Annotated in this window: 17 protein-coding genes; 10 read left to right on the forward strand and 7 right to left on the reverse strand. The window is 65.2% G+C overall.

Features of this window, described 5'->3' with window-relative positions:
• Positions 1–536: phosphopantothenoylcysteine decarboxylase domain-containing protein (locus MJ956_RS02275; RefSeq protein ID WP_279327033.1), on the forward strand; the 536-nt coding region annotated here is incomplete at its 5' end.
• Positions 497–985, forward strand: coding sequence for a dUTP diphosphatase (dut, locus tag MJ956_RS02280; RefSeq protein WP_253962865.1), 489 nt, complete (start codon positions 497–499; stop codon positions 983–985). The genes MJ956_RS02275 and dut, both read left to right, overlap by 40 nt.
• A 13-nt stretch (positions 986–998) precedes the next feature.
• Here dut and MJ956_RS02285 read toward each other — a convergent pair whose 3' ends face one another.
• Positions 999–1,790 carry a GGDEF domain-containing protein gene (locus tag MJ956_RS02285; protein WP_253962866.1) on the reverse strand — a complete coding sequence of 264 codons (792 nt, stop codon included), beginning with the start codon at positions 1,788–1,790 and terminating at the stop codon, positions 999–1,001.
• Positions 1,791–2,082: 292 nt separating this feature from the next.
• On the opposite strand from MJ956_RS02285, the gene cysK reads away from it, so the two are divergent.
• Positions 2,083–3,075 (forward strand): cysteine synthase A, encoded by a 993-nt coding sequence (gene cysK, locus MJ956_RS02290; RefSeq protein WP_253962867.1) that lies wholly within the window; start codon positions 2,083–2,085, stop codon positions 3,073–3,075.
• A 121-nt stretch (positions 3,076–3,196) separates the two neighbouring features.
• Here the strand turns inward: cysK and rpsU are convergent, their stop codons facing one another.
• The 4 genes from rpsU to MJ956_RS02310 form a co-directional block, all read right to left on the reverse strand.
• The gene (gene rpsU / locus MJ956_RS02295; RefSeq protein ID WP_253962868.1) at positions 3,197–3,496 is read right to left on the reverse strand and encodes a 30S ribosomal protein S21; all 300 of its coding nucleotides are present in this window, start codon (positions 3,494–3,496) and stop codon (positions 3,197–3,199) included.
• A gap of 93 nt (positions 3,497–3,589) precedes the next feature.
• Positions 3,590–3,832: a hypothetical protein gene (locus tag MJ956_RS02300; RefSeq protein WP_253962869.1), complete on the reverse strand. Its 243-nt coding sequence runs from the start codon at positions 3,830–3,832 to the stop codon at positions 3,590–3,592.
• A 102-nt stretch (positions 3,833–3,934) separates the two neighbouring features.
• Positions 3,935–4,147 carry a cold-shock protein gene (locus tag MJ956_RS02305; protein ID WP_206453696.1) on the reverse strand — a complete coding sequence of 71 codons (213 nt, stop codon included), beginning with the start codon at positions 4,145–4,147 and terminating at the stop codon, positions 3,935–3,937.
• 339 nt (positions 4,148–4,486) lie between these two features.
• Positions 4,487–5,851: a cytochrome P450 gene (locus tag MJ956_RS02310; protein ID WP_253962870.1), complete on the reverse strand. Its 1,365-nt coding sequence runs from the start codon at positions 5,849–5,851 to the stop codon at positions 4,487–4,489.
• 196 nt (positions 5,852–6,047) lie between these two features.
• Between MJ956_RS02310 and gyrB the strand changes: the two genes are divergently transcribed.
• From gyrB to gndA, 7 genes are all read left to right on the forward strand, one after another.
• Positions 6,048–8,483, forward strand: a complete 2,436-nt coding sequence (gene gyrB / locus MJ956_RS02315; protein ID WP_253962871.1) for a DNA topoisomerase (ATP-hydrolyzing) subunit B — start codon at positions 6,048–6,050, stop codon at positions 8,481–8,483.
• Between the two features lie 117 nt (positions 8,484–8,600).
• On the forward strand, positions 8,601–9,092 hold the full coding sequence (gene greA / locus MJ956_RS02320; RefSeq protein WP_253962872.1) for a transcription elongation factor GreA: 492 nt from the start codon (positions 8,601–8,603) through the stop codon (positions 9,090–9,092).
• An 89-nt stretch (positions 9,093–9,181) separates the two neighbouring features.
• Positions 9,182–9,574 carry a YkvA family protein gene (locus MJ956_RS02325; RefSeq protein WP_253962873.1) on the forward strand — a complete coding sequence of 131 codons (393 nt, stop codon included), beginning with the start codon at positions 9,182–9,184 and terminating at the stop codon, positions 9,572–9,574.
• 145 nt (positions 9,575–9,719) lie between these two features.
• A complete protein-coding gene (locus MJ956_RS02330) occupies positions 9,720–9,878 on the forward strand; it encodes a DUF3563 family protein (protein ID WP_253962874.1) in 159 nt (52 codons plus the stop codon).
• Between the two features lie 281 nt (positions 9,879–10,159).
• Positions 10,160–11,086 carry an ABC transporter ATP-binding protein gene (locus tag MJ956_RS02335; protein ID WP_253962875.1) on the forward strand — a complete coding sequence of 309 codons (927 nt, stop codon included), beginning with the start codon at positions 10,160–10,162 and terminating at the stop codon, positions 11,084–11,086.
• Positions 11,083–11,844, forward strand: a complete 762-nt coding sequence (locus MJ956_RS02340) for an ABC transporter permease (protein WP_253962876.1) — start codon at positions 11,083–11,085, stop codon at positions 11,842–11,844. Before MJ956_RS02335 ends, MJ956_RS02340 begins: the two co-directional genes overlap by 4 nt.
• Before the next feature lie 52 nt (positions 11,845–11,896).
• Positions 11,897–13,324, forward strand: coding sequence for an NADP-dependent phosphogluconate dehydrogenase (gene gndA, locus MJ956_RS02345; protein ID WP_253962877.1), 1,428 nt, complete (start codon positions 11,897–11,899; stop codon positions 13,322–13,324).
• A gap of 13 nt (positions 13,325–13,337) precedes the next feature.
• Here the strand turns inward: gndA and arsH are convergent, their stop codons facing one another.
• A complete protein-coding gene (gene arsH / locus MJ956_RS02350) occupies positions 13,338–14,066 on the reverse strand; it encodes an arsenical resistance protein ArsH (protein ID WP_253962878.1) in 729 nt (242 codons plus the stop codon).
• A partial coding sequence (locus tag MJ956_RS02355) for an ArsC/Spx/MgsR family protein (protein WP_279327034.1) occupies positions 14,056–14,257 on the reverse strand: 202 nt, incomplete at its 5' end. The genes arsH and MJ956_RS02355, both read right to left, overlap by 11 nt.

Here is a 14,257-nt window from a genome sequence, read left to right on the forward strand (position 1 = left end):
GATTGGGGGCCGAGGTGACGCTGGTCAGCGGTCCCGTCGCCATCGCAGATCCGGCCGGTGTCGCCATGCGCCGTGTCGAGACCGCCTGCCAGATGCTGCAAGCCGTCGAGGCGGCGCTTCCCGCTGATGCCGCCATCTTCGTCGCCGCCGTCGCCGACTGGCGAACGGTTGCGGAGGGCGAGACAAAGATCAAGAAGGGCGACGACGGCCCACCGACGCTCGCCCTGACGGAGAACCCGGACATTCTGGCGACCGTCGGCCATTCAGATCTGCGTCCGCGCCTCGTCGTCGGCTTTGCGGCCGAGACCGACGATCTCCTGGCGAATGCGCGGGCAAAGCTCGATCGCAAGGGCGCCGATGCGATCGTCGCCAATGACGTGTCGGCCGCAACCGGCGTCATGGGCGGCATGACCAACACCGTGCATATCGTGACCCGTGACGGCGTCGAGGACTGGCCCAAGCTCGACAAGACAGAGGTCGCGCGGCGCCTGGCGCTATGGATCGCCGCCCGTTTGACACAGGCCGATCGCCCGTGAGTGCGCCGGCGATCGGCATTTGCCGCCTGCCCCATGGCGCGGATCTGCCGCTTCCCGCCTACGCCACCCAAGGGGCGGCCGGGGCCGACATTCGCGCCGCGCTGACGGAGGCGCTGACCTTGGCTCCCGGGACGCGGGCGCTGGTGCCGACCGGCCTGAGCTTCGAGATTCCGGCGGGCTACGAGGTTCAGGTTCGCCCCCGTTCGGGCTTGGCCGCCAAGCACGGCGTCACGATCCTCAACACGCCCGGCACCATCGACAGCGACTATCGCGGCGAGGTGAAAATCATCCTCGTCAATCTGAGCGAGGAGCCTTTCACGGTCGCGCGCGGCGACAGGATCGCGCAGATTGTGATCGCGCCGGTCGTCCAGGCGGAGTTCGGCGAACGACAAAGCCTTGCGGTCAGCGACAGGGGAGAAGGTGGTTTCGGCTCGACGGGAACCGGGTGACCGGCCGGGGCTGTCAGGGGGTGGCGGGAACCGGTTTTCCCGCGTCGCGAAGATAGCCATGCGCGTTCCCCATCGCCGAGATGGTGCTGCGGTTTCGCCCGGCCTGCTTGGCCTGATAGAGATTGTGGTCGGCGGCGGCGTAGATCACGTCGAAGGATTGCGGCGCCGCGGAAAATGCGCCGCCGACGCTGACCGATAACCTCATGGCGTCGGCGCCTTCGCCGACGCTGAGCGCGTTGATGGCGAGCCGCAGGCGCTCGGCCACTGTCCGGCCTTGGCCGATATTGGCGCAGGGCAGCGAGATCGCGAATTCCTCGCCGCCGATGCGGCCCAGCGCGTCGCCGGCTCGGATCGAATGGCGAAGCTCGGTCGCGATCGCCTTCAAGGCCTGATCGCCGGTTGGATGCCCCAGCCGATCGTTGATCTGCTTGAAATTGTCGGCATCCACGACGAGCAGCATCAGGCCGCCCTGCTGCTTTCTCTCAAGTGTCGCGATATGGCGTCGAATTTCGCCCTCGAAGCCGGCTCGGTTGAGCAGGCCGGTCAACCGGTCGGTCGTCGCGGCGCGTTTGAGACCGGCATTGTCGGACATCAAGCTGTTCAGCCGGACAGCCAGATAGACGACGTAGGGAAGCGCCGTCGCCAGCGGCACGGCGAAGGCAAAGAGCGCCGCCGCGATCATGACCGGTTGTCCGAACCCGCGGAAAAGATAGAACCCCGCCGTCCCCGACACCAGCGTCATCGCGGCGACGAGGATGAGGAATTCGCCGCAGATGGTCCGGATGTGGGTGAAGGGAAGGGACAACGGCGATCTCGCTGGTTTTTCGGCCGGCGCGTTTGGCTGCCCCGGAGCATCCTTTTTGCCGCGATTATCATAAGATCGGGTTGGGAGAATCCCGACAATTCGAGCCATCGCCCATATTGTCCTTTGCGGCGCGATGGCGCTTTGTGGCGCATGGGGTATGTTTTTCTATCGCAAGACCGCACTTTGGATGTCGCGGCCTCATAACCGGTGGCTTTTCGCCCTAACCCTCACATGTGACGGGATGGCGGCGGGCTGGGACCGCGCCACGACGCGATAGGGAAGGAGCAAAGCCATGGACAAGGCCGCAAGCGACAGCGCTGCAAGGACACGCGGGCGAGGGCGTATCTACGATTCCATCGTCGACACGATCGGCGATACGCCGATCGTGCGCCTCGACAAGCTGGCCAGGGAAAAGGGCGTCGAGGCGCATCTTCTCGCCAAGCTCGAATTCTTCAATCCGATCGCCAGCGTCAAGGATCGTATCGGCGTCGCGATGATCGAGAAACTCGAGGCCGACGGTCGGATTACGCCGGGCAGGACGACGCTGGTCGAGCCCACTTCCGGCAACACCGGCATCGCGCTTGCCTTCGCGGCCGCGGCCAAGGGCTATCGGCTGATCCTGACCATGCCTGAGACGATGTCGATCGAGCGTCGCAAGATGCTGCGGCTGCTCGGCGCGGACCTCGTGCTGACCGAGGGGGCCAAGGGCATGAAGGGGGCGATCGCCAGGGCCGAGGAACTGGTCGCCGAGTTGCCGGACGCGGTGATGCCGCAGCAATTCGAAAACCCGGCCAATCCGCAGATCCACCGCGTCACCACGGCCGAAGAGATCTGGAACGACACCAAGGGGGAGGTCGACGTCCTGGTCTCCGGCATCGGCACCGGTGGCACCATTACCGGCGCTGGCCAGGTTCTCAAAGAGAGAAAGCCCGGCCTCAAGGTCATCGCCGTCGAGCCGGAGGCGTCGCCGATCCTGTCCGGCGGCAATCCCGGACCGCACAAGATCCAGGGCATCGGCGCCGGTTTCGCGCCGGCGATCCTCGACCGCGAGATCTATGATGAGGTCGTCCAGGTCTCGAACGAGGAATCCTTCGAGCTGGCGCGTCTGGTCGCCCGGTTGGAGGGTGTGCCGGTGGGAATTTCATCCGGCGCGGCGCTGGCGGCCGCGATCCGCGTCGGCCAGCGCCCGGAAATGGCGGGCAAGAACATCGTCGTGATCATCCCGTCCTTCGCCGAGCGGTACCTGTCGACGGCGCTGTTCGAGGGGCTCGGCGACGAGGCGTAGGCATAGCGCGGCGCCAAACCGCGCCCGCCCAGCCTTCAAAAATGCGATTGCCCGGTCAACCTTGCGGTCACCGGGCAATCGTACAGGCAATGCAAAGGGGTTGGCTGGCCTTGGACGGCTGCTACGCGCCACCACTCGCGTAACCGCTGCTCGCACCGGCACCGCCGGCGCCCGGACGCGGCGCGCCCGCGCGCGGCGGCTTGCGCTTCGGACCAGGGACCAGACCTTCGCGCTGCGCCTGCTTGCGGGCAAGCTTGCGGGAGCGGCGAATGGCCTCCTGCTTCTGGCGAGCGCGTCGTTCGGACGGCTTCTCATAGGCGCGGCGCGCCTTCATTTCACGGAAGACGCCTTCGCGCTGCAATTTCTTCTTCAGAGCCCGCAGGGCCTGATCGACATTGTTGTCTCTGACGTCGACTTTCAAAACGACTCCTCACTGATCGGTTATTAAGGGCCTCGCGCCGCTTCTCCTCATAATGGGAGAGCACGGGACCGCCACAGGGCCGGCGACGATCAGTCAGCCGGCGGATTTCTTTACGCGTGGCTTCGACGCCTTGGGCTTTGCCTTGACCTTGGCAACCTTAGGCCCCTCGGTGGCATCCCGCTCCATACGGAGCTTCTTGAGCCGCGCCGTCTTTTCCTGGGTCGCCAAGGATTCTGCGGCGATGATGCCGATCGCGGAACCCTTGGCGGGTCGTTCCGGCGGACCCGAAAGCGCTGCTTCGGCGCGCTCGCGCGCCTTGCGGGAATTCTCCATCATCTCGACTTTCGATCACTTGGCACCGAGACGCGGAGCGACCCGAAATAAAGTTTCGGTCGGCGCGACCGGCGGAGCGGATTCCGCCGGTCGCGCCTTAACGTATTAGACGCGCTGGACGTTGATCGCCTTCGGGCCCTTGCCGCGGGTGTCGGGCTCGGTGTCGAAGCTGATCTTGTCGCCCTCGTTGAGCGAGGAGATACCTGCGCGCTCGAGCGCGGAGACGTGAAGGAACACGTCCTTCGCGCCGCCGTCCGGCGTAACGAATCCGAAACCCTTGGCTTCGTTGAAGAACTTGACGGTGCCGGTCTGGCTCATGGATAAACCTTTCGTCGCTGCCCTGTCGGGCTCTGCTGGAAGTTTCGCGCGACGCGATAGACTTCTATGGTTGTATGGACACAGCAACACGCTGCGGCCGGAGATTCGGAATTTCACACGGTTTCGGCGAAAGGTTTGGTTCTCATCGCTCCGGTCATTGCACAGCAAAACCAGGCAAACCGCCGATTTTTCGGTGGCGGAACGTTAGCCAGACTCCGGGTCTGCAAATACCCGAAGTAGGATTATGGCCTCTGACGCGTCCAAGCGCAAGAGCAACGATTCAAATGCGACCGCAGCCAGGGCATCAATGGCGGCGAGCCGGCCGGATCGACCTCCCTCCTATCGCCTGGCGACGCGCAGCGGAAGGCCGCCCAGCGGCTGCACCGTGATCCGCTGCACCACTTCCGGCGGGCCGTTGCCGGCATAGTCGAACCGCAGATGTTTAAGCAGGGACGCAAGCGCGATGACACCTTCCTGCAGCGCGAAGCTCGCCCCGATGCACACGCGCGGTCCGACGCCGAAGGGCAGATATTGATAGCGGTCGATCGTCTCGCGATTGCCCGGCAGAAAGCGGCTCGGGATGAAATGGTCGGGCCGGTCCCAGAGCATTTCGTGGCGGTGGATCAGCCACGGCATGACGAGCACTGTTGCCCCGGCCGTGATCTCGACGTCGCCGGCACGGTCCGGCGCGAGCGCTGTCCGGTTCAGCGACGGCGCGGGCGGGTAGAGCCGGAGCGCCTCCTCGAACACGGCCCTTGTGTAGACGAGGCGATCGACCCATTCGCTCGGATGCGACAGGGTCGGCAGCACGCTGTCCAGCTCGGCTTCGACCGCCGCCCGCTCGGCCGGCGCCTGGCTGAGCAGATACAGCGTCCAGGCAAGCGAGCGCGCCGTCGTCTCGTGGCCGGCGCCGATGAAGGTGATGATATTGTCCTCGATCTCGTCAGCCGACAGGCCGTCTGCCTTGATCAAGAGCGATAGAAGGTCGTTTGGCGCACCGTCCGGGCCACGCTCGATCTCGGCGCGCCGCCGCTCGATCGTTTCGGCGATCAGCCTGCGGAAATAGGCCATCGACCGACGGCCCTTGAGCCGGCGCAAGCGCGGCAGGAAGGCCGGTGCGTCGAGCAGGTCGAGCGGGTCGACCCGGCCCATCGAGCCGAGAAACGCCCGGGTGGATGTGGCGAAGGTCTCGCCGTCGCCGGCGATATCGTCGGTGAACAGTGTCGCCTGCAGGATATCGAAGGTGAGCAGCGTCATCTCATGACTGCCGTCCACCGTCTCGCCCACGCGCCCACTGATCCGCTCGGCGAAGGCTTGCGAGCGCGCCTGCATCGTCTCGGTGAAGCCGGCGATGTTCCGCGGCGTGAAGACGGGCGCGATGGCCTTGCGGGTGCGCCGCCACAGGGCACCCTCGGCGGTCAGAAGCCCGTCACGCAGGAGCGGGCGCAGGATCCGCTGGCGCAGCGGCTGCATCACGTAATTGGCGGCATTTTCGACGAGGCAGTGGCGGACGCCCTTGGGGTCGTTGACGACGATGTTCGGAACGCCCAGCCATGTGCCGCGGATATATGGCTCCTTGAACGCGCGCGTCCCCCAGATCTCGATCGGATTGCGCGAGGCGGTCTTCAGGAAGCTGGCGAAACCGAGCGGTTCGGCGTGCGGAATCGGCGCCGGCGGGCGAAACGGTCGAACTGGCATATCCATTGGCGTATCCATGCGGCCGGCGGTCCTTTATGGTGTCGTTTGGGATATGGGTTGGCGGATGTTCGACGTCGAGCGTGGCGCGGCACACAGGGCTTTCCCGGACGGCTTGGATCGTGACAGCCGACACTTTATATAGAGCGGGCGCAAACGGCGATTCGTCGCGGCCCGCCGCCTCGCCTGAAAACCAAGGAACAGCATGTCCGCAACGAACGAAACGAACCCCGTCCCGGAGGCCGAATACGGCGCCGATTCGATCAAGGTCCTCAAGGGCTTGGACGCGGTTCGCAAACGCCCGGGCATGTATATCGGCGATACCGACGACGGCTCAGGCCTGCATCACATGGTTTACGAGGTCGTCGACAATGCCATCGACGAGGCGCTGGCTGGGCACGCCACGCGTGTGACGGTGACGCTCAATCCCGATGATTCCTGCACGGTGACCGACAATGGTCGCGGCATTCCCACCGACATCCACACCGGCGAGGGCGTCTCGGCGGCAGAGGTCATCATGACCCAGCTACATGCCGGCGGAAAATTCGACCAGAATTCCTACAAGGTGTCCGGCGGCCTGCACGGCGTCGGCGTCTCGGTGGTCAACGCCCTGTCGGTCAAGCTGTCGATGTCGATCAAGCGCAAGGGCAAGGTGCATGAGATGTCTTTCACCCATGGTGTGCCGGACGGCCCGCTGGAGGTGACGGGCGATGCCGGCGACGAGACCGGTACGGCGATCACCTTCCTGCCGTCCACCGACACCTTCCGGGGGGTGACGACGTTCGACTACGGGACGCTGGAGCATCGCTTGCGCGAACTCGCCTTCCTCAATTCCGGTGTCCGCATCCTGCTGTCCGACAAGCGGCACGCCGACGAAAAGCGCACTGAGCTCTTTTATGAAGGCGGACTGGAGGCCTTCACCCGTTATCTCGATCGGGCCCGCAAGCCGCTGATCCCCGCGCCGATCGCCCTGACCGGCCAGAAGGACGGGATCACCGTCGAGGCGGCGCTGTGGTGGAACGATTCCTACAACGAGACGGTGCTCTGCTTCACCAACAACATCCCCCAGCGCGACGGCGGCACCCACATGGCGGGTCTGCGCGGCGCGCTGACGCGCCAGGTGACAGGCTACGCCGAAAGTTCCGGCATCCTGAAGAAGGAAAAGGTGTCATTGACCGGTGACGATTGCCGCGAGGGGCTCACCTGCGTCCTGTCGGTGAAGGTACCGGACCCGAAATTCTCCTCGCAGACCAAGGACAAGCTGGTCTCCTCCGAGGGTCGCCCGGTGGTCGAGAGCCTCGTCAACGAGACCCTGGCGACCTGGTTCGAGGAACATCCCCAGGAAGCCCGTATCGTCATCGGCAAGGTCGTCGAGGCCGCCACCGCCCGCGAGGCGGCCCGCAAGGCGCGCGATCTGACCCGGCGCAAGGGCGCGCTGGACATCACCTCGCTGCCCGGCAAGCTGGCCGACTGCCAGGAGCGCGATCCGGCCAAGTCGGAAATCTTCATCGTCGAGGGTGATTCGGCCGGCGGCTCGGCCAAGGGCGCGCGCTCGCGCAAGAACCAGGCGATCCTGCCCTTGCGCGGCAAGATCCTCAATGTCGAGCGGGCGCGCTTCGACCGGATGCTCGGCTCCGACCAGATCGGCACGCTGATCACCGCGCTCGGCACCTCGATCGGCAAGGACGAGTTCAACGCCGACAAGCTGCGCTACCACAAGATCATCATCATGACCGACGCCGACGTCGACGGCGCCCATATCCGCACCCTGTTGCTGACCTTCTTCTTCCGGCAGATGCCGGAGCTGATCGAGCGCGGCCATGTCTATATCGCCCAGCCGCCGCTCTATAAGGTCACGCGGGGCAAGCAGAGCCAGTATCTGAAGGACGAGAAGGCGCTTGAGAATTACCTGATCGAGGGCGGCCTCGATGATGCCGGCCTGACGCTCGCCTCGGGCGTGGTGCGCACCGGCCGCGACCTGCGCGGCGTCGTCGACGACGCCTTGCAGGTGCGTCAGGTGCTGGGCGGGCTGCATTCGCGCTACCATCGCGGCGCCGTCGAGCAGGCGGCGATCTGCGGCGGCCTCACGCCGGAGGTCGCGGACGACGCCGCTCGCGCCCCGGCGATGGCCGAGCGGATTGCCGAGCGGCTCAACCTCGTCGCGGAGGAAACCGAGCGCGGCTGGACCGGCGAGGCCCTCGACGGCGGTTACCGTTTCCTGCGCACGGTGCGCGGGGTCTCCGAAGTGCAGACGCTGGATGCCGCATTGATCCATTCCGGCGATGCCTTGCAGCTCAATCGCCTCGCCTCGCATCTGGCGGACACCTATGAAGGCCTGCCGGTGCTGCGCCGCCGCGACACCGAGCGCGAGCTGTCCGGCCCGATGGAATTGCTCACCGCCGTTTTCGATGTCGGCCGCAAGGGATTGGCGCTGCAGCGTTACAAGGGGCTCGGCGAGATGAACCCCGAGCAGTTGTGGGAGACGACGCTGGACCCCGAGGCGCGGACTCTGGTCGTCGTCAAGATCCCCGACGCGACCGACGCCGACCAGCTGTTCTCGCGGCTGATGGGCGACGAGGTCGAGCCGCGCCGCGAATTCATCCAGGAACACGCCCTGCAGGTCGCCAATCTGGATATCTGAGTCGAGGCGGGCTGGACGCCGACCGACGGCGGTGCCGGGCCGTCGTCCAACGCCGTCATGCTGGGAAAACCGGCGATCGAGTCCTACATATCCCTTGTACGGAAAGGATGTGGATCGATGAGTGTCGCCTTCGTCAAGGAACCCAATGAGGACCAGGTCGAGGTTCTGCCGGATCGTGAGCTGGGCTCGGACCCGAACCTTGTCACGCCGCGGGGCCTGGAGCTGATCGATCGCGAGATCGCCGCGCTGGAAAAACAGCTGGAGGAGGCGCGCGCCGCTGCCGACAAGCTCGCCATCGCCACGATCAACCGCGATCTTCGCTACTGGCAGGCACGCCATGCGACCGCCGAAGTCGTCGTCCCGCCGGATTCGGTGGCGACGGTCCACTTTGGCAGCCGCGTGGCGATCGAGCGCGAAGATGGTCGCCGGCAATTGTTCCAGATTGTCGGAATTGATGAGGCCGACCCGGCCGAGGGTCTGATCTCCTACATTTCGCCGCTGGCCAGAAGTCTGATCGGCAAGGAGGTCGGCGACGTCGTCAAGGCGGGCGCCAGCGATGCCGAAATCGTCGAGATCTTGCCGGATTCGGCCGAGGCCGCGCTCTCATAACGAGCGGCGGACGCGGCAGCGATTCACGTGAAACAGAAGCTGCGTCGGCGCACCGTCTCTCGCCTGATCTGGTTCTGGCGGGGCCCCACATGAGCAGACCCCTCTGGTCCGATCTGAAGGCCTGGGCGCGTGAGCTGAAACGCGACCTCGTCGCGCTCTGGATTGCGGCGCATGATCAAAGGACGCCTTTGCTCGCCAAGCTGCTGGCCGCATCGGTCGCCGCCTATGCTCTGTCTCCGATCGACCTCATTCCGGATTTCATTCCGGTGCTGGGCTATCTGGATGATCTCCTCATCGTACCATTGGGCATCTTTCTCGCCCTTCGGCTGGTGCCGCCGGCGCTGATGACGGAGTTCCGCATCGCGGCCGAGGCGCGGTCGGAGCGCCCGGTCAGCCGCGCCGCGGCGGTGGTCGTCGTCGCGCTGTGGGTGGCCGGGGTGGCGGCGGTCGCCCTGTGGGCGTGGCCTGCAAAGACGAGCTGAGCGCTCGAAGGCATCCGCTACGGCCGTTGTATTGATCCTTACCAAATCCCTGCCGTCGCTCTGTCCGCAGGACATGGCAGCTTTGCGCTCGGTGGCATTGCTGCGCCGCACAAGGATGGCCATTTTCGTCGGGAAGGAGAATGCTATGAACATCACCGACAAGATCCGCGGCGCATTCCGCCGCAACCCTGACCAGGAACGCGTCCGGGCCTATCTCGACCAGTCCGTCTCGATGGCCGATCTGGAGCGCCGCCTGCGCGAGGTCGACCAGGGTCGTTTCCAGCCGCGCGGCTACGGCTTCTGAACCGAAACCCGTTGAGCGTTCGGCCGGACACGACCCGCCGAACGCCGCCCGCGGCACCGCGAGGCGCGGCTGCCCAGCCTTTCGGCTGACGCTTGGTCGTTGTCCGAAAACCGGGGTCTGCCGTAGCGGAGCGCGGGTTCCCGGGGCGGCGCGCGCGCCCTGCGGCCGCCTCCGCCTCTGGCCGAAAGCGCCGGGAGGGCTATCTCGACGCATGATGTCGAGCCGCGCCGTAGCCGTTCTGCTGCGCCGGTCCCTTGCCAGCCCGGTTCTCAAGGCCCTCCATGTCCCCGATCCTGTCTGTCCGGAACGTCTCGAAGATCTATGACGGCGGATTCCGGGCGCTGAAGAATGTCGACCTCGCGATCGACCGGGGCGAGATATTCGCCCTGCTGGGTCCGAACGGGGCCGGCAAGACCACTCTCATTTCGATCATCTGCGGCATCACGAACCTCTCCGAAGGCGCCGTCAGCGTCGCTGGCCACGACATCGGCAAGGATTACCGCGCCGCGCGGTCGATGATCGGTCTGGTGCCGCAGGAACTGACCACCGACGCCTTCGAGAAGGTCTGGGACACTGTGTCGTTTTCCCGGGGTCTGTTCGGCAAGCGGCGCGATCCCGCCCATATCGAGTCCGTGCTGCGCGATCTGTCCCTGTGGGACAAGCGGGACGCGAAGGTCATGACGCTTTCGGGCGGCATGAAGCGGCGCCTACTGATCGCCAAGGCGCTGTCGCACGAGCCGGAGATCCTGTTCCTCGACGAGCCGACCGCCGGCGTCGACGTGTCGCTGCGGCGCGACATGTGGAAGGTCGTCCGCCGCTTGCGCGATTCCGGTGTCACGATCATTCTGACCACCCACTACATCGAGGAAGCCGAGGAGATGGCCGACCGCGTCGGCGTCATCTCGCAGGGCGAACTGATCCTCGTCGAGGAAAAGGCCGAACTGATGCGCAAGCTCGGCCACAAGGAACTGACGCTGCAATTGCAGGAACCGTTGCACCGCTTGCCCGACACCCTCGCCGGTTACGATCTCAGTCTCGCGCCCGACGGCGAAAGCCTCACCTACACCTACGACACCCACGCCGAGCGGACCGGCATCGCCACTTTGATGGGCAAGCTGTCGGAGGCCGGTGTCCGATTCCGGGATCTGTCGACCAAGCAGTCGACGCTGGAGGAAATCTTCGTCAGTCTGGTGAGGGAACGGACATGAATTTTCAGGCCGTCCGCGCGATCTATCTGTTCGAGATGGCCCGCACCTGGCGCACCGTCATGCAGAGCGTCATTTCGCCGGTGATTTCGACCTCGCTCTATTTCGTCGTGTTCGGCGCGGCGATCGGCTCGCGCATCACCGAGATCGACGGCATTTCCTACGGCGCCTTCATCGTGCCCGGCCTGATCATGCTGTCCTTGCTGACGCAGAGCCTGACCAACGCGGCCTTCGGCATCTATTTCCCGAAATTCGTCGGCACGATCTACGAGATTCTGTCGGCGCCGATCTCGGCCTTCGAGATCGTGCTCGGCTATGTCGGCGCCGCCGCGACGAAATCGGTGATGCTCGGGCTGATCATCCTGGCGACGGCCGCGCTGTTCGTCGATCTGAGGATCGAACACCCGATCTGGATGCTCGCTTTTCTGGTTCTGACGGCGATCACCTTCTCGCTGTTCGGCTTCATCATCGGCATCTGGGCCGACGGCTTCGAGAAGTTGCAACTCGTGCCGCTGTTGATCGTGACGCCGCTGGCCTTTCTCGGCGGCAGTTTCTATTCGATCAAGATGCTGCCGGTATTCTGGCAGGAGGTCAGCCTGTTCAATCCGGTGGTCTACCTGATCAGCGGCTTCCGCTGGGCATTCTACGGCACGTCGGACGTTTCGATCGGCGTCAGCCTCGCCATGACGCTGGTGTTTCTGGTTCTCAGCCTGGCGGTCATCGCCTGGATCTTTCGCACCGGCTACCGACTGAAGAGTTGAGCGCCCGCTGCCTGGCTGAAGGTTTCGGGCCGAGGAAACGGAGGAGGACGGTGTGAACGACGGTCAGGCCGACATCGGCATCTTGGGGCTCGGCACGATGGGCGCCAATCTCGCCCTCAACATCGCCGAAAAGGGTTTTGCGGTCGCGGTCGGCAACCGGACGACGGCGAAGGCCTTCGCGCTTCGCGACGACAATCCCGGCATCGGCGAAAACATCCTGCCGACCGAATCTCTGGAAGATTTCGTGGCCGCCTTGAAGACGCCGCGGCTGGTGCTGTTCATGGTGACCGCCGGCAGGCCCGTCGACGAGGAGATGGAACGGATCGCGCCGCTGCTGTCGCCCGGCGACGTAATGATCGATGCCGGCAATGCCGATTTCAACGACACGGTCCGCCGCTCGACCGCCGTCGAGGCAACCGGCCTGCACTTCGTCGGCATGGGGGTCTCCGGCGGCGAACTCGGCGCCCGGCATGGGCCCTCGATCATGGTCGGCGGCGCTCGCGAAACCTATCCGCTGCTTGAGCCGATCCTCGAGAAGATCGCCGCAAGATACGAGGGCGAGCCTTGCGTCGCCTGGCTCGGGCCGAACGGCGCCGGGCACTTCGTCAAGACCATCCATAACGGCATCGAATATGCCGACATGCAGATGATCGCCGAGATCTACGGCATCATGCGCGACGGTATCGGCCTCAAGCCGGCCGAAATGGCGACGATCTTCGCCGACTGGAACACCCGCGGCCTTTCCTCCTACCTCATCGAGATCACCGCGGTGACACTCGCCGAAACCGATCCCGACACGGGACGACCCATGGTCGATGTGATCGTCGACGAGGCGGGCCAGAAAGGCACCGGCCGCTGGGCGGTGATCGAAGCGCAAAAGCTCGGCGTCGGCGCCACGACGATCGAGGCGGCGGTTTCGGCGCGCGGTGTCTCGTCCCGGCGGGGCGAGCGTGAAAATGCCGCCGCGCTCTATCGGGATGTCGAGACAGCCGGGGTCGAATTCGGTGGTGAAACCGACCACATCGCCGCGCTCGAACAGGCCTTGGAGACGGCCAAGATCATCGCCTATGCACAGGGCTATGCGACGATGGCGGCGGCCTCCGGCGAATATGGCTGGAGCCTGCCGCTCGCCGAGATCGCCCGGATCTGGCGTGCCGGCTGCATCATCCGCTCGCGCTTCCTCGACGATATCGCCAGGGCCTATGATACGGGCGAAAATGTCGTGAACCTTCTCCAGGCGCCGGACTTCGTTGCCCGCGTCGCGGCGGGTGAGGTGGCGCTGCGCCGGGTCGTCGCCAAGGCGGTACTCGCCGGCATTCCGGTGCCGGCCCTGTCGGCGGCGCTCGCCTATTTCGACGACTATCGCCGTGCGCGCGGCACCACCAACCTGACCCAGGCCCAGCGCGATCTCTTCGGCGCCCACACCTTCCGCCGCCTCGACAAGGAGGGCGTCTTCCATCACCGCTGGCCAGCCGTCTGAGCCTTGCCGCGGATCAGATCGAGCGCTGGTTGACCCTGGCCGACAATGCCTCGGCGCTTTCGGTTCGTTCGGAATAGCGGTGGGTGAGGTATCCGGAGCGTGCGCGGGTAAGGTGCGTGAACTTCACCAGTTCCTCGCAGACATCGACGATGCGGTCATAATAGGGTGATGGCTTCATCCGGCCGGCCTCGTCGAATTCCATGAAGGCCTTCGGGACCGAGGACTGGTTGGGAATCGTCACCATCCGCATCCAGCGGCCAAGGACCCGCATCCGGTTGAGGGCGTTGAAACTCTGCGAGCCGCCCGAAACCTGACAGATGGCGAGCGTCTTGCCCTGGGTCGGGCGGACTCCACCGAGCGACAGCGGAATCCAGTCGATCTGCGCCTTTATGATCGCGGTCATGGCGCCGTGGCGCTCGGGACTTGCCCAAACCATCCCTTCCGACCATACGGCAAGGTCGCGCAGCGCCTTTACTTTCGGATGACCGGGTTCGGCGCCGTCCAGCAGCGGCAGCCCGCGCGGGTCGAAGGTCCTGACCTCGCATCCGAACCATTCGAGCAGCCTTGTCGCTTCCTCCGCGACCAAGCGGGAATAGGAGCGCTCGCGGATCGAGCCGTAAAGCATGAGGATGCGCGGCGGATGGCGCGGGTCGTCCGGCCCAGCGAGTGCAGCGACGTCGATCGGGCGCAGGTGATCGACCCCGATATTCGGCAGGTCGAACGCCGCCCGCTTATCTTGCATGGCGCTGCCCGGATCCGGCGACGACTTCGCCGTCTTCTTTGGCGAAGTCGCCGATGTCGGCGCCCGGCAGGATGTCGAGCACGGTTTCCGACGGGCGGCACAATTTCGCGCCCTTGTCCGTCACGACGATCGGCCGGTTGATCAAAATGGGATGCTCCATCATCGCTCGGAGCAACGCCTCGTCGCCGAGG

Origin of the sequence: Aurantimonas marianensis (assembly GCF_024195285.1) — a bacterium.
Lineage (GTDB): Bacteria > Pseudomonadota > Alphaproteobacteria > Rhizobiales > Rhizobiaceae > Aurantimonas > Aurantimonas marianensis.

Excerpts from the sequence above, each read along its gene's own strand:
- gyrB (WP_253962871.1), top strand. The coding sequence starts at position 6,048 with ATGTCCGCAACGAACGAAACGAACCCCGTCCCGGAGGCCGAATACGGC.
- MJ956_RS02330 (WP_253962874.1), top strand. The coding sequence starts at position 9,720 with ATGAACATCACCGACAAGATCCGCGGCGCATTCCGCCGCAACCCTGAC.
- greA (WP_253962872.1), top strand. The coding sequence starts at position 8,601 with ATGAGTGTCGCCTTCGTCAAGGAACCCAATGAGGACCAGGTCGAGGTT.
- MJ956_RS02325 (WP_253962873.1), top strand. The coding sequence starts at position 9,182 with ATGAGCAGACCCCTCTGGTCCGATCTGAAGGCCTGGGCGCGTGAGCTG.
- MJ956_RS02335 (WP_253962875.1), top strand. The coding sequence starts at position 10,160 with ATGTCCCCGATCCTGTCTGTCCGGAACGTCTCGAAGATCTATGACGGC.
- cysK (WP_253962867.1), top strand. The coding sequence starts at position 2,083 with ATGGACAAGGCCGCAAGCGACAGCGCTGCAAGGACACGCGGGCGAGGG.
- MJ956_RS02305 (WP_206453696.1), bottom strand. The coding sequence starts at position 4,147 with ATGAGCCAGACCGGCACCGTCAAGTTCTTCAACGAAGCCAAGGGTTTC.
- MJ956_RS02310 (WP_253962870.1), bottom strand. The coding sequence starts at position 5,851 with ATGGATATGCCAGTTCGACCGTTTCGCCCGCCGGCGCCGATTCCGCAC.
- dut (WP_253962865.1), top strand. The coding sequence starts at position 497 with ATGGATCGCCGCCCGTTTGACACAGGCCGATCGCCCGTGAGTGCGCCG.
- MJ956_RS02340 (WP_253962876.1), top strand. The coding sequence starts at position 11,083 with ATGAATTTTCAGGCCGTCCGCGCGATCTATCTGTTCGAGATGGCCCGC.
- MJ956_RS02300 (WP_253962869.1), bottom strand. The coding sequence starts at position 3,832 with ATGATGGAGAATTCCCGCAAGGCGCGCGAGCGCGCCGAAGCAGCGCTT.
- arsH (WP_253962878.1), bottom strand. The coding sequence starts at position 14,066 with ATGCAAGATAAGCGGGCGGCGTTCGACCTGCCGAATATCGGGGTCGAT.